Genomic DNA, 13,837 nt, shown 5'->3' on the forward strand with positions numbered 1-13,837 from the left:
CGGGAGAGGGACAAGACCCATGAAAAAGCTTGCTACAAGCCTTCTGTCGCTGGCGCTTCTGGCCGGACTGGGCATCGCCCAGGCAGGTGCGCAGGAAAACCACGAGGCTGCAGGGGCAGAAGCCCATGCGGAAGGTGCCACGCCGCATTATCCGATCCATCATCCGAAAAACGTGAAGTGGAGCTTTGCCGGGCCTTTTGGCCATTACGACAAGCAGCAGCTGCAGCGCGGATTGAAGATCTACACCGAAGTCTGTTCCGCCTGCCATTCGATGCAGCTTCTGCCCTTCCGTACTCTGGAAGACCTGGGATATTCGGAAGCGCAGGTGAAAGCCTTCGCCGCCAATTATCAGGTTCAGGACGGGCCGAATGACGAAGGCGAAATGTTCGAACGCGCCGGTGTGCCGTCCGACCATTTCCCGTCGCCGTTCCCGAACACGCAGGCTGCTGCGGCGGCAAATAACGGTGCCGCCCCGCCGGACTTTTCGCTGATCGGCAAGGCGCGCGGGATTACGCGCGGTTTCCCGCAATTTGTTGTCGACATCTTCACCCAGTACCAGGAAGGCGGGCCGGATTATATCTACTCGCTGATCACCGGGTATCAGGAGCCGCCGCAAGGTGTGGAAGTGCCGGAAGGGGGGCATTACAACCCCTATTTCGCCAATGCCGCATCGCTTGCCATGGCGCCGCCGATTGCGGACGATCAGGTGACCTTCGACGACGGTTCGCCGCAGACGGTGGACCAGTATGCCAAGGACGTCTCGGCGTTCCTGATGTGGGCTGCAGAACCGCATCTGGAAGAACGCAAGCGGACCGGCTTCATGGTCATGGTGTTCCTGGTGATCTTCAGCGGGCTTATCTACCTGACGAAGAAGTCGGTCTATGCCAATAAGGGACATTGATCCGAAGTCGGGTCAAAGATAGAGATAGGGAAGGCGGCTTCGGCCGCCTTTTTCATGTGTGCACCAAGCGCCGCAGAAATACGAACAGGGTTTTCATGACTGCCTCGACCAAGGACATTCTCGCCGCCGCGATCCGCTCCATCCCGGATTATCCGAAACCCGGCATCATTTTTCGCGATATCACCACGTTGCTCGGTGATGCGGCGGCTTTCCGTCTTGCTGTCGACGAGCTGGTAAAGCCTTACGAGGGGCTCGGAGTGGACAAGATCGCCGGTATGGAGGCACGCGGCTTCATTCTCGGCGGCGCGATGGCGCATCAGCTTTCTGCCGGCTTCGTGCCTATCCGCAAGAAGGGCAAGTTGCCTTACCGCACGGTCAGCATGGCCTACGCTTTGGAATACGGTACCGACGAGATGGAAATCCATGTCGATGCGGTGAAGCCGGGCGAGAAGGTAATTCTCTGCGACGACCTGATTGCCACGGGAGGTACCGCCGTGGGTGCGGTCAAGCTGTTGCGCCAGATCGGGGCGGAGGTCGTCTCCGCTTGCTTCGTCATCGACCTACCGGATCTCGGCGGCCGCAAAAATCTCGAAGCACTCGGCGTCGAAGTTCGCACGCTGGCGGAATTTTCCGGCCACTGACGGATAAGCATCCCCCCAATTCGTGAGGGATGGCAGAGCAGGCTGCGGCTGCTACTCTGCCATCTTTCCGATGGAGGATCCGATGGACATTGCTGCGCTTGCCACCTTCGCCGCCGCTTTCCTTTTCTTCGCGGCCAGTCCCGGCCCGGACAACGTGACGATCGTTGCTCGCACGATTTCGCAGGGCGCTCTATCGGGGATCGCCTATGGTGCGGGTACCTGCACCGGCATTCTGCTGTTTCTGGCGCTTGCGGTATTTGGCCTTTCGGTCGTTGCCAGCGAGATGGGCTTCGTGATGACCGTCTTGCGTTATGGCGGCGCGCTCTACCTGATCTGGACGGGAATCAAACTCTGGACAGCTGAGCCACTCGTACCCGCGTTGGCGCCGCAACCGAACGGAAGCCTGCTCGGCGCTTACCTGACGGGTGTTGTTCTCAATCTCGGCAATCCGAAGATGCCGTTGTTCTATATCGCGCTGTTGCCGAATGTGGTCGGAACGCAAATAACCGTCGCAGACGGTGGCATGCTGGCTGTGGTTATCCTCGCGGTAGAGGTGGCCGTCATAGGCGGGCATGTTGCGCTTGCCAGCCGTGCGCGGAGTGCCCTTCGCAATCCTTTTCTCGTCCGGCGGGTCAACCGCGCTGCGGGGACCGTGATGATCGGTGCGGGTGCAGCCGTGGTCGCGGTGCGTTAATCGAACTCCAGAACCGTGCTCTCGAAGCGCAGAACGGTCTCGCCCTTCTGGTTGACACCTTGGTTGGCCGTCAGGTTGATCGAGGTTCCAGGCCGCGACATCAGCGGCCGGCTTTCGATGAGCGTCACCGAATAGGTGACCGTGTCGCCGGCATAGACGGGTTTCAGCCATTGCAGTTTCTTGAAGCCGGGCGAGGGGCCGAGCTTTGGCGGAACGATGCCTTCGGCGATAAGGCGATCCTGTTCTTTCGCCCAGTAGGCAATGAAGGTCTTCATCCAGCCTGCGCAGGTATGCCAACCGGAGGCACAGAGCCCGCCGAAAACGTAGTTCCTGGCGGCTTCCGGGTCGGTATGGAAAGGCTGGGGATCGAATTTCTTCGCAAACGTGATGATGTCTTCCGCGGCGAAGAGAAGCGAGCCGGTGACAACCGTGTGGCCGGGTGGGGAGAGATCGATGAGTTTCATGCGGCGTCTCCTGCCGCATCACCTTCATTAGTGCGGGCGCGGAACATGATCGGGTTTTCGCCGCGCATGACGACTTCCCCGTTCTGGTTGATGACTTCGTGGAGGAATTTGACGAGGCCGAGGCCGGGGCGCGAGCGCAGGGCTCTCGCTTCGATGACCGTCGAGTGGCCGGAGAGCCTGTCTCCGGCGAGAACAGGTTTTTTCCATTCCATGAAGTCTATTCCGGGCGATCCTTCCGACGAGGAGTCCGCCAGCCAGCCGTCATACATCATCCGCATGAAGAGGCTTGCCGTGTGCCAGCCCGATGCTGCCAGTCCGCCGAGGATGCTGGCCTTACCTGCGTCTTCATCGAGATGCATCGGCTGCGGATCGAATTCAAGGGCAAATTCGACGATCGCCCTTGCCTCTACGCTGCAGGAGGCGAGGGGCAGAACACGGCCGGGTGTGAAATCCTCGAGATAAAGCATGCAGTGCCTCGGCAATGGAGGATCGGGTCACGACGCGGGAGACCGCGCCGTGACGCCCGGATGTCGACTTACGTGTTGAAGCGGAAGTGGATGACGTCGCCGTCATGCACGACATATTCCTTGCCTTCGTCGCGGCCCTTGCCGGCTTCCTTGGCTCCGACTTCGCCCTTGTAGGCGATGTAGTCGTCAAAGCTGATGGTGAAGGCGCGGATGAAGCCGCGTTCGAAATCGGTGTGGATGACGCCGGCAGCGGCGGGCGCCTTGGTGCCGCGGCGGATGGTCCAGGCGCGGGTTTCCTTGGGGCCGACGGTGAAATAGGTGATCAGGTCGAGCAGGTGGTAACCGGCGCGGATCAGGCGGTCGAGACCGGCTTCTTCAAGACCCAGCGCACCGAGGAATTCCTTTGCTTCCTCGTCGGGAAGCTGGGCGACTTCGGATTCGATCGCAGCGGAAATGATGACGCATTCCGCCCCTTGCGCCTTCGCCATCTCGGCGACGGCCTTGGTGTGTGCGTTGCCGTCCACGGCATCGCCTTCCGCGACGTTGCAGACATAAAGAACCGGATGCGAGGTCAGGAGGTTGAGGCCCTTGAGGATCTCGATGTCTTCCGGCGCCAGCGTCTTCAGCAGAATGCGGGCCGGCTTGCCATCGTTGAGGAGCTTGATGACCTCTTCCATTACCGGCAACTGGGCGACCGATTCCTTGTCCTTGCCGGTTGCGCGCTTGCGGGTCTGTTCGACGCGGCGCTCCAGGCTTTCGAGATCGGCGAGCATAAGCTCGGTCTCGATCGTGTCGGCGTCGCCGACCGGATTGATCTTGCCCTCGACATGGGTGATGTCGTCGTCTTCGAAACAGCGCAGCACATGCACGACGGCATCGACTTCGCGTATGTTGGCGAGGAACTTGTTGCCGAGGCCTTCACCCTTGGATGCGCCGCGCACGAGGCCGGCAATGTCGACGAAGGAGATGCGGGTCGGAATGATTTCCTTCGAGCCTGCGATGGTCGCCAGCTGCTGCATGCGCGCATCCGGCACCGCGACTTCGCCGGTATTCGGCTCGATCGTGCAGAACGGATAGTTCGCAGCCTGTGCGGCCGCGGTCTTGGTCAGCGCGTTGAAGAGGGTGGACTTGCCGACATTGGGCAGTCCGACGATACCGCATTTGAAGCCCATCGGGGATGAAACCTATCGTTTAACTGATTTTGCAGTCGCTATGGGGGAAAGTGCCTTGCGGGTCAAGGCTTGCCGGGCGACGCATGCTCGTTTCAAGAGGGAGTGAAGGGCCGATAGGCGACTCGCAATAAGCGACGACTTGAAATATCGATACTGCGGCGCAAAATAACTCTCATGCCCGTTGAGGCTTTCCTCACATGGAGGTCAAGCTGATGGCCGAAGATACGGTTGTTAATCCGAAAACGAAATCGAAACCCAAGCTGGAGCGACCGAAGCTCTACAAGGTGATCCTGCTCAACGACGATTATACCCCGCGTGAATTCGTCACGATGGTTCTGAAGGCGGTGTTTCGCATGAGCGAGGAGACCGGCCTGCGGGTGATGATAACAGCTCACCGGCTCGGTTCCTGCGTGGTCGTCGTCTGCGCCAAGGACATTGCCGAGACGAAAGCCAAGGAGGCTGTGGATCTCGCCAAGGAAGCCGGTTTCCCGCTGATGTTCACGACGGAGCCAGAGGAGTAGGGATTTTCGGCTATTCCTTTGGCCCGAACATCTTCTTCAGCATATCGGCCATAGGGCCCGATGTCGGAAGGCTGGGTTTGCCGCCGCGGGCCTGACGGATATGGGATTGGCCGGCCGGCTTTGGGGGCCGTGCCTGCTTGGTTGCCGCTTTCTCCGGCTCCGGCTTGCCGCCGACGGCGAGCGTCAGCTTGTTCATCAGCTGCGAATCCTCGCCCTTGACCAGCATGCCGGCGTTATCGGCGAGCGTTTCCATCAGCGGTTCCAGCCAGACACGGTCGCTTTTGGCGAAATCGCCGAGAACGTGATTTTGGACCTGTTCCTTGTTTCCCGGATGGCCGATGCCGATGCGCAGTCGCCGATAATCCTTGCCGCAATGGGCGTCGAGCGACTTGATGCCGTTATGGCCGCCATGGCCGCCGGCCGTCTTGATCCGCGCTCTTCCGGGCGGCAGATCGAGTTCGTCATAGATGGCGACAATACTTGCGGGTGTCAGCTTGTAGAAGCGCATGGCCTCGCCGACGGATTCGCCGGACAGGTTCATGAAAGTCTGCGGCTTCATCAGCAGGACCTTCTCGCCATCGATCTCGCCTTCCGAAATCTCGGCCTTGAACTTCTTCGACCAGGGGGAAAAGCTTGCCCGACGCTGGATGGCATCGACCGCCATGAAACCGACATTGTGGCGGTTGCCTGCGTATTTCGATCCGGGATTGCCCAGTCCGGCAATGATCAACATTGAAACTCTCCGTCTTCTTACGCTCGTTGACCGCGAAATGACGTCACTGTCAACGCCTAGACGATTTCCGCTTTTCTACGAAACGCGAAACTCCTCTATCTCTTAGCTTCTACGCAAAACCGGTGCCCGCTTTTGCTGGAACTGCTTTCTGTGTCTATTTTTCCCACAAACGGAGAGGTTTCAGCCCGTAGCGTTGAAGGATTTCATCCTGGCCTTTTTCGCTGATCAGTGCGTCGAGCCCGTTCTGCATGCGGCTGATCAGGTCATCAGGCATCTGTTTGTTGCAGGCTATGCCGAAGTGACTTTCAGAGAACGGCAGGACGATTTCGATCGGCTTGCCTTCTGATTTCAGCCGCTCGTAGATGTTGTCCGACATCGGCATCATATCGACACGCTGCTCGAGGAGCTTGTTCAGGGTGATCTCGAAATCCGAGCTCAGGTCGATTGAGGGGAAGTCCCGTTCGCGCAAAAGGGTCTCTGTGAAATCAGCCCGGTGCGTGCCGATCGTATAGCGTTTGGCCTCTTCAAGGGTTTTGGCTGTCACGCCTGAGCCTGCGAGCCGGACCAGTACGTGGCGGCTGATGCTGAGCGGGGTCACCCATTTGAACCGTTTTTCCCGCTCGGGAATGCGCGCCGTGGAGAAGACGCAATGCATGGGCTGCGTTTCCGCCAAGGTGATCGCCCGCGCCCATGGCATGATTTCCATTGTGAACGGAATGCCCGCATTGCGCATCAGCGCTTCGACCTGTTCGACGCTCGATCCGTGATACGTCCCGTCCGGGTTACGGTAGATGAACGGAGGATATGACTCCGTCGTCAGGGTGACGGCACTCTGCGCCAACGCCGGCGAGCCCAGTCCCAACATGCAGATCAGCGCAATCGTCATCTTCATCGCGTGCCTCCGAAAGGTCGCTGAAAGCATTGCACTCGAATGTTTCATTCCACCGGTCAACTGGCGAGGGACGTTTTGCTGGGCTGCCCGGAAAAGTCCGCCAGCAGGTCATTGATCTCGCGAGGCCGAGAGAAGTGATAACCCTGCGCGTAATCGACGCCGATCTGCATCAGCTGCTGTCGTTGCTGCGCCGTCTCCACCCCCTCGGCAACCACCTGGCACTGCATCTGATGCGAGATGGTCGTGATGCCCTCGATCAGCATCCGGCTCTTTCGTTCCACGTCGGTGTCGCCGCCAAGCAACGATTGTACGAAGGATTGATCGATCTTGACGATATCGACAGGGAAGCGGTTCAGGTAGCTCAGAGACGAATAGCCGGTGCCGAAATCGTCCAGCGCGATGCGGCAGCCGAATTCATGAAGTTCGGACAGGGTTCTGCGGATTTCGGGGTCGTCATGCATCAGTACGGCTTCAGTGATCTCGATTACCAGACGGGAGGGCAGGATGCCCCCGTCGGCAAGCAGGTTGGCCAGCCGGGTTGGAAGGCCAGGTTCGAATTGCAATGGCGAGAAGTTCACGGCGACATAGGAATTGCCGAGGCCGGGAAGGCGGGAGACCCGATTGAGATTGGCAAGCGCGTCTTCCAGAATGAGATTGCCGATCGCGGCGATCGACCCGTTCTCCTCGGCGACGCTGACAAGCGGGCCGGGGGCAAGAAGACCCTTGCGGGGATGGCGCAGGCGCATGAGCGCCTCGAAGCCGACGGGCAGGCCGCTGGCTATGCCGACGATCGGCTGGAAATGGGCCTCGAACCAGTTGGCTGCGATGCCGACTTCGATGTCGCTTTCGATTTCGGCCTTTTCCCTGGTTTTGGTCAGGATGGCAGGGTCATAGACCTTTGCACCATTCTTGCCGTCGCGTTTGCGCGCATACATCGCCAGATCGGACTTTTGCAGTAGTTCCGCAGCGGTCGCGGCATGTTGCGGATAAAAGGCGACGCCAACACTGGCGCTCAGTCTTAGACTGGTTCCTTCAGTGCGGAACGGCGACTCGAACATGTCGATGATCTGCTGGCACAGTTCGGCGCTGCGGCTCTCGGCATCCGGGCCGGCGATCACTATGGCGAATTCATCTCCGCCCAGCCGGGAGGCCGTATCTGAAACGCGCAGCATCGGCTGAAGCCTCGTAACGAATTCCTGCAAAACCAGATCGCCCGCGGCATGGCCGTGATTGTCGTTGATGGCCTTGAAGCGGTCGAGATCGACGAAGAGGCAGGCCAGTTGCGTCGCCATCCGGTCGGCATCGATAATGTGTCGATCGAGAGCAGCCTCAAATCCTTGCCGGTTCAACAGTCCGGTCAGATGATCCGATATCGCCTGCTGGTGGTTGCGGAATTCGGATTGCTTCAATTCCGTCACGTCGGTCATGACGCTCAGCGAGCCGGCAAGGTGCGTTGTGGTTGCCCCGAGATCGGCTTCGGCGATCAGCACATCGAGAAGGCGACCGTTCTTGCACAGGAAGCGAACGGTGATTTCTATTGTGACGCTGTCGGTATGGGCGTCCCGTCTGCGATTTTCGAAGGAAGCCCTATCTGCCGCAAATACGAAATCCGAAAAGTGGTGCCCGATGACTTCTTCCCGCTGGTAGCCGGTGGCCAACAGCCAATAGTCGCTGACGGCGGCAACCGTATCGCCGGCGGTCAATGAGAACAGCATTGCGGGGGTAAGATTGTAGATTTCTATCGTCTGCTGATGCGCCCGCTTCAACTCCTGCTCCTCGCGCTCCAGCAGGAGTTGCATCTCGTTGAAGCTTCTGGCTAGCCGGCCCATCTCATCGGCGGAACGCCAGTCGACATGGTGGCGCGAGCCAAGCCTGCGGGTCGCTTCGATCGCGGCCGTCAGGCGTGTCAACGGGCGGACGACCATGATCCGATTGCCGAATACGGCTGCGCCAAAAACGGTCAGGATCGCAATGATGAAGATCGAAATGAACGCAAACTCGATCTGATGCAGGCCAGAAAACCAGCTTGCGACAGGCACATAAATAGTCAGCGTGCCGACTTCGCGAGGCCCCTGCAGCGATCGATATATCACCGTCTGGCTGCGGGATTCGAGAGTATCGAGATCGGGTGCCCCTGGAACTGCTTCAGAGACACTGAGCTTGCCCGTCGTGTCGTTGATCTGGACGGCATGGACCATCTGATCCAGCAGGATCATCTGGGCGACCTGGCGAATGCTGTCCAGGTCCAGATCCCACAACGGCTTTCCGAGTGCCTGGGTGTTGCTGTTCATCACCACATCGACGTGTTCGCCGATGCTCTGGGAAGCCTGCTGAGACGAAAGAGCGAGGAAAAGCGTGAAAAGCGGAGCCACGACGACGAGAAGCGCGCCAGATATTATGGCAATGAAACGACTCTCTACAGAATGAGTCATTCGTTTTCCCCGGCCCAATATTGCTCTTCTAAAATACTACCCCGTATTTCCGGCTATCCTTCCACTCAAATGTTTAAACTTCCCTGACGCGTTCTCTTAAATCTTTGCTGAGATGCGTTAGATTCGGACCTTGGTAAAAAGCAAAAGCCCGCCAAGGGGCGGGCTTTCTCTGTCTCGATAGAAGAATATTTATTATTCTTCAGAAGGAGCGGCAACTACTACTTCTTCTTCAGCAACACCGGCAGCCGGAGCAACAAGCGTAGCGATGGTGAAGTCGCGGTCGGTGATGACGGCGCGTACACCCTTCGGCAACTTGACGGCCGAAATGTGGATGCTGTCGCCGATCTTGGCGCCGTCGAGATCGACGGTGATGAATTCCGGGATGGCGTTGGCCGGGCAGAGGAACTCGACCGTGTGACGGACGATGTTCAGGACGCCGCCCTGCTTGATCGCGGACTTGTCTTCGTTGACGAAGTGAACCGGAACGTCGACGGTAACTTCTGTGTTGCCGGAGACGCGCAGGAAGTCGACGTGCAGGGTGAAGTCACGCACCGGATCCAGCTGATAATCCTTCGGCAGAACAGTGATCTTCTTGCCGTCGACATCGATGGTTGCAACCGTCGTCATGAAACCGCCAGCGTGAATACGCTTGGTGACCTCATTGGTGTTGAGGACGATTGAAATCGGGGCCTGCTTGTCACCATAGATGACAGCGGGGATAAAACCGTTGCGGCGAAGTTCACGGGAGGACCCCTTACCTACCCGTTCGCGCGCCTCGGCCTTGAGCTCGTAAGAATCCTGGCTCATGGCATTTCCTTTCGAGGTTATTTGGAGAGTTCAGTCGATCGAAACGGTCGCTCTGAACCGGAAGGCATTATGCATGCGTTCCATCCGCGTTGCCTCCAAGGGTGTCTATGCGGACGCGCCCCTATAGTACAACGACCCCTGCGAGGCAAGGCTTTCCTGAAGCTGACAATGTCTTTTGTTTCGCCGGTCGTACAGCCGCTTGTTGCGGAGCTGTGGGCTGGCGTTGATCCAGGGTAGGCACTCCTTGCCAGACTGTTAAGGACGTTTCTTTCCACCAGTCCAAAAACTGGTCTGCACAATACAACGTATGGAGTTTGTTAAAGAAACGACGCCGACAAGCAACATTGATTTCAAGGAATGATTATGATGTACGGTATCGTCAACTGCCTGGTCCAAGAACACGATCTTACCCTTGTCCTGATGGCGGGCGTACTTTGCTTTCTGGCGAACCTTGGAACTGTCTCTTTCATCGGTCGAGCACGGGAAACCGATCGCGCCGCGCGCCTGACCTGGGCTGCGGTCGCTGCAGGGGCAGGAGGGTTCGGCATATGGGCGACGCATTTCGTCGCAATGCTGGCCTATGATCCCGGACAGACTTTCCGTTTCGACCTCAGTCTTACGCTTGTGTCGCTGGGGCTGGCGTTTGTCGCGACCTTTGCTGCCGCAACCTTCGTGCTGGTTATTCCGACGCGCTTCGGCGCGGCTGCAGCCGGTGTGGTGTTCGGCGCCGGGGTATCCTGCATGCATTTCACCGGCATGTCGGCCATCGAATTTGCCGGCGTCATTGCATGGGAGCGTTCGCTTGTTTTTGCCGCAATCGCTGCGGCCGTCACCCTGGCTCCGGTTGCTTTTGTCATCGCGCAGTCGCGGAGCGTCAAGGCTGTTGCGGTAGCTGCGGGGATTTTGTCCCTGGCGATCGTATCGATGCATTTCATCGCCATGGGGGCCGCCAGACTCGTTCCGGATCTCTCTTCGGCGATCGAAGTAGGCTCGCTGTCAAAACCACTGATGTTATCGACTATCGTCGTTGTCTCATTGACCCTGATCGGGTCGGGCGCTGCCGCTGCCGTCGTTTCCGGCCGCGCCGCACGCTCGTCCAGGGCAAGTGAGAGAAATTTTCAGCTGCTTGTCCGCGGCGTTACGGACTACGCCATCTACATGCTGGACCCGACAGGCGTTGTGACCAACTGGAATGCCGGCGCTGAACGCGCCAAGGGTTATGCCGCCAACGAAATCATTGGCAAGAACTTCGCACGTTTCTACTCTCGGGAAGATCAAAAGCAGGGCATGCCGGAACAGGCTCTCAGAACGGCTCGCGATACCGGCCGTTTCGAGGCGGAAGGAAAACGTTACCGGAAGGACGGAACGTGGTTCTGGGCGCATGTCGTCATCCAGCCGATCCGTGATGAAGAAGATGTGCTGGTCGGTTATGCAAAAATCACCCGCGATATCACCCGCGAGAAGGAAGACAGCGACCGTATCGCAGTCGTTACACAGAACCTTGATCTTGCCCTTGAAAACATGAGCCAGGGCATATGTCTCTTCGACCGCGATGAGAGGCTGATCCTATGCAATGGCCGCTATCGTGAGATGTTCAAGTTTCCGGAAGGTTTTGTCACTCCGGGTGTCAGCTATTGGGAAATGGTCCGCAAGGGCTATGAAATGTCCTACGCCGATCCGCAGGATGCGCTGAACCGTGCGGAGAAACACTACAATCGCTATCTTGCTGCCATGAAATCGGGGCAACGCGTTATCCCTCATCGCACTGCCGGCGGCCAGACCTTCCGCATAGGACTGAACATGCTGACAGGCGGGGGCTGGGTCTCGACCTTCGACGACATCACTGAGCAGGTTCGCTCCGAAGAGCAGATCGCCTTCATGGCGCGTCATGACGGCCTAACGCAGCTTCCCAACCGAGCCGCCTTTATGAGCCATATCGAAAGCGAAGTTCTACATGCTGAACATAGTGGCGATCGTCTCGCGGTCGTCGGCATCGACCTCAACAGATTCAAGCAGATCAACGACCAGTTGGGGCATGGCGTCGGTGACGCGGTGCTAAGGGAGATCGCTCACCGCATGCTCAAGGTGATCGAGCCGACACAAATCTTTGCCCGTTTCGGCGGCGACGAATTCGTGGCGGCCATTCGATATGACGATATCGGCGAGGTCAGTGCGTTTCTTGATCGTATGATCGGCGAATTCAACCGGCCTATGGATATCGAAGGTCACAGGCTTAGCACTGGTGCCAGCATGGGCATCGCTCTTTATCCCAACGACGGCCAGTCGCCCGAAGTGCTTATCGCCAATGCCGACCTGGCCATGTATCGCGCCAAGGCGTCGCTGACCGGCGAGTTCTGCTTCTACGATGTGGAGATGGACGAGGCAGCGCGTGACCGCACGAAAATGGCCAAGGAACTGTGGGCCGCGATCGACGCGAAACAGTTCCATTTGAATTATCAGGTCCAGAAATCAGTCTCGACTGGCGATATAACCGGCTACGAAGTTCTGCTGCGCTGGTATCATCCGGAACGCGGTCTTGTTTCGCCCGTGGATTTCATCCCTGTTGCGGAAGAATGCGGCGCCATCCTGCCGATCGGCGAATGGGTGCTTCGCGAGGCCTGCCGAGAAGCTGCCGGATGGCCAGTCGACCATAAGGTCGCGGTCAATCTTTCGCCTGTTCAGATCGCTCATACCGACATGCCGGCACTCGTGCATCAGGTGCTTCTTGAGACCGGGCTGAAACCTAGCCGCCTGGAACTCGAAATCACCGAGAGTTCTATCTTCAGCGACAAACAGCGCGCTCTGCATGCGTTGCGGGCGATCAAGGCGCTCGGCGTCTCTATTGCCATCGATGACTTCGGCACCGGCTATTCTTCTCTGGAAACGCTGCAGTCCTTCCCGTTCGACAAGATCAAGCTCGATCGCAGCTTCCTGATCGATGTCGAGCGGAGCGAAGAGGCAAAAGCCATGGTCCGGGCTATCCTCGCGCTGGGGCAGGGCTTGCGTATCCCGGTGCTCGCCGAGGGTGTCGAGACGTCCCATCAGCTGGATATCCTGAGGCATGAAGGCTGCCACGAGGCGCAGGGCTACCTGTTGGGGCGGCCCATGCCGATCGACAAGCAACTACTGACCGAAGCGGCCTGACAGGCTCTACGCGAGGTTTTCGCCGGCCGCGTCAGCGGCGCGCTTCGCCACCCGGAGCGTAGACCGTTTTCTGCTCAAAGCGGAACTTGAACCCGCAGTCGCTACAACGGATCATATATTTGCGCGGGTCGGTCGAAGCAAATTCGGTCCTAAAGCTCTTCGGCAGTTCGTCTATGCGAAAATCCCGGTTACCGGCGCGCTTGTCGTCCGTTTCGGAGACTTCGGCAAAGCCGGTATTGCCGCACTGGGAACATTCGAGCTTTCGGGAATAGCGGTCGCGGGCGGCCATGCGGGACTCCTTGGGAATACCGGACCTACATAGTCAACGCATTTGCCGAATGCAAAACGCCGGGACTGTTGCCCCGGCGTTTTGTAACGGTCTTCCCGCGTTTTTTATCCGCGGCGGCATTCGCCGGATGAAATGATGCCGAATCCGGCGTTGTTTGCCTCGCAGGGATTCGGGAACGTCTGTGTGCGACCGCCGCGCTGGCCGCAAACCGGACGGTATTCGCGCGTGCAGATGCCGCCGGACTGCTGCGGGCGGTCAGGGCGACCCGGTCTGTCCCAGTCGGGACGATCCGGTCTGCCGGGACGATCCCAATCCGGCCGGTCTGGCCGACTCGACTCCGGCCTGTCAGGTCTTCCGGGGCGATCCCAGTCAGGACGATCAGGCCTCCCAGAGCCCCTGCATTCGCCGGAGCTGACGACACGGAATCCACGGGCTCCGGCCTGGCAGGAATTGCCGAAGGTTTCAAACCGTCCGCTCCGTTCGCCGCAGACGGGCCGATAATCCATGGTGCACATCTGTGGCCCACGGTCGGGACGAGAAGGCGGGTAATAGCCTCCCGGACCTGATGGCGGGCCGCCCTCCACGCAGGCTGATAGAAGCGGCAGCAGCAGAAGAAGTGGAAGCTTGGCAATATGGGCTGATATGAATGACATCGTTGATTCCTCCCCATCGAATTGATG

General features: G+C 58.7%; 14 protein-coding genes. 5 read left to right on the forward strand and 9 right to left on the reverse strand.

Annotation, left to right across the window (positions count from 1 at the left end; genetic code table 11):
- Positions 1-19: 19 nt before the first annotated feature.
- The 3 genes from FHP24_RS17415 (at position 20) to FHP24_RS17425 (ending at position 2,236) form a co-directional block, all read left to right on the forward strand.
- A complete protein-coding gene (locus tag FHP24_RS17415; RefSeq protein WP_139677485.1) occupies positions 20-901 on the forward strand; it encodes a cytochrome c1 in 882 nt (293 codons plus the stop codon).
- 95 nt (positions 902-996) lie between these two features.
- Complete coding sequence (locus FHP24_RS17420; protein WP_139677486.1) at positions 997-1,542, forward strand: adenine phosphoribosyltransferase; 546 nt, start codon at positions 997-999, stop codon at positions 1,540-1,542.
- Between the two features lie 82 nt (positions 1,543-1,624).
- Positions 1,625-2,236, forward strand: a complete 612-nt coding sequence (locus FHP24_RS17425) for a LysE family translocator (protein WP_139677487.1) — start codon at positions 1,625-1,627, stop codon at positions 2,234-2,236.
- Here FHP24_RS17425 and FHP24_RS17430 read toward each other — a convergent pair.
- The 3 genes from FHP24_RS17430 to ychF all read right to left on the reverse strand — a co-directional run bounded on the left by FHP24_RS17430 (position 2,233) and on the right by ychF (position 4,339).
- Positions 2,233-2,700 carry a MaoC family dehydratase gene (locus FHP24_RS17430; protein ID WP_139677488.1) on the reverse strand — a complete coding sequence of 156 codons (468 nt, stop codon included), beginning with the start codon at positions 2,698-2,700 and terminating at the stop codon, positions 2,233-2,235. The two genes, FHP24_RS17425 and FHP24_RS17430, sit on opposite strands and share 4 nt — an antisense overlap.
- Positions 2,697-3,167, reverse strand: coding sequence for a MaoC family dehydratase (locus FHP24_RS17435; protein WP_139677489.1), 471 nt, complete (start codon positions 3,165-3,167; stop codon positions 2,697-2,699). Before FHP24_RS17435 ends, FHP24_RS17430 begins: the two co-directional genes overlap by 4 nt.
- Positions 3,168-3,235: 68 nt before the next feature.
- Complete coding sequence (gene ychF, locus FHP24_RS17440; protein WP_139677490.1) at positions 3,236-4,339, reverse strand: redox-regulated ATPase YchF; 1,104 nt, start codon at positions 4,337-4,339, stop codon at positions 3,236-3,238.
- A gap of 212 nt (positions 4,340-4,551) precedes the next feature.
- On the opposite strand from ychF, the gene clpS reads away from it, so the two are divergent.
- The gene (gene clpS / locus FHP24_RS17445; RefSeq protein ID WP_139677491.1) at positions 4,552-4,860 is read left to right on the forward strand and encodes an ATP-dependent Clp protease adapter ClpS; all 309 of its coding nucleotides are present in this window, start codon (positions 4,552-4,554) and stop codon (positions 4,858-4,860) included.
- Between the two features lie 10 nt (positions 4,861-4,870).
- On the opposite strand, the gene pth is transcribed toward clpS, so the two are convergent.
- From pth to FHP24_RS17465, 4 genes are all read right to left on the reverse strand, one after another.
- Entirely contained in the window at positions 4,871-5,593 is a 723-nt protein-coding gene (gene pth, locus FHP24_RS17450; protein WP_139677492.1) for an aminoacyl-tRNA hydrolase, read from the reverse strand.
- A gap of 154 nt (positions 5,594-5,747) precedes the next feature.
- Positions 5,748-6,485, reverse strand: coding sequence for a substrate-binding periplasmic protein (locus tag FHP24_RS17455; RefSeq protein ID WP_139677493.1), 738 nt, complete (start codon positions 6,483-6,485; stop codon positions 5,748-5,750).
- Between the two features lie 56 nt (positions 6,486-6,541).
- On the reverse strand, positions 6,542-8,917 hold the full coding sequence (locus FHP24_RS17460) for a putative bifunctional diguanylate cyclase/phosphodiesterase (RefSeq protein ID WP_139677494.1): 2,376 nt from the start codon (positions 8,915-8,917) through the stop codon (positions 6,542-6,544).
- Between the two features lie 192 nt (positions 8,918-9,109).
- A complete protein-coding gene (locus FHP24_RS17465) occupies positions 9,110-9,724 on the reverse strand; it encodes a 50S ribosomal protein L25/general stress protein Ctc (protein WP_139677495.1) in 615 nt (204 codons plus the stop codon).
- Between the two features lie 363 nt (positions 9,725-10,087).
- Here FHP24_RS17465 and FHP24_RS17470 point away from each other — a divergent pair, with 363 nt between their 5' ends.
- Complete coding sequence (locus tag FHP24_RS17470; RefSeq protein WP_449224055.1) at positions 10,088-12,868, forward strand: bifunctional diguanylate cyclase/phosphodiesterase; 2,781 nt, start codon at positions 10,088-10,090, stop codon at positions 12,866-12,868.
- Positions 12,869-12,899: 31 nt separating this feature from the next.
- Here FHP24_RS17470 and FHP24_RS17475 read toward each other — a convergent pair whose 3' ends face one another.
- Together FHP24_RS17475 and FHP24_RS17480 are read right to left on the reverse strand one after the other, a co-directional pair.
- The gene (locus FHP24_RS17475) at positions 12,900-13,157 is read right to left on the reverse strand and encodes a hypothetical protein (protein ID WP_139677496.1); all 258 of its coding nucleotides are present in this window, start codon (positions 13,155-13,157) and stop codon (positions 12,900-12,902) included.
- Between the two features lie 104 nt (positions 13,158-13,261).
- On the reverse strand, positions 13,262-13,810 hold the full coding sequence (locus FHP24_RS17480; RefSeq protein ID WP_139677497.1) for a Kazal-type serine protease inhibitor family protein: 549 nt from the start codon (positions 13,808-13,810) through the stop codon (positions 13,262-13,264).
- Between the last annotated feature and the right edge of the window lie 27 nt (positions 13,811-13,837).

This window comes from Aliirhizobium smilacinae, assembly GCF_006335145.1.
GTDB lineage: Bacteria > Pseudomonadota > Alphaproteobacteria > Rhizobiales > Rhizobiaceae > Neorhizobium > Neorhizobium smilacinae.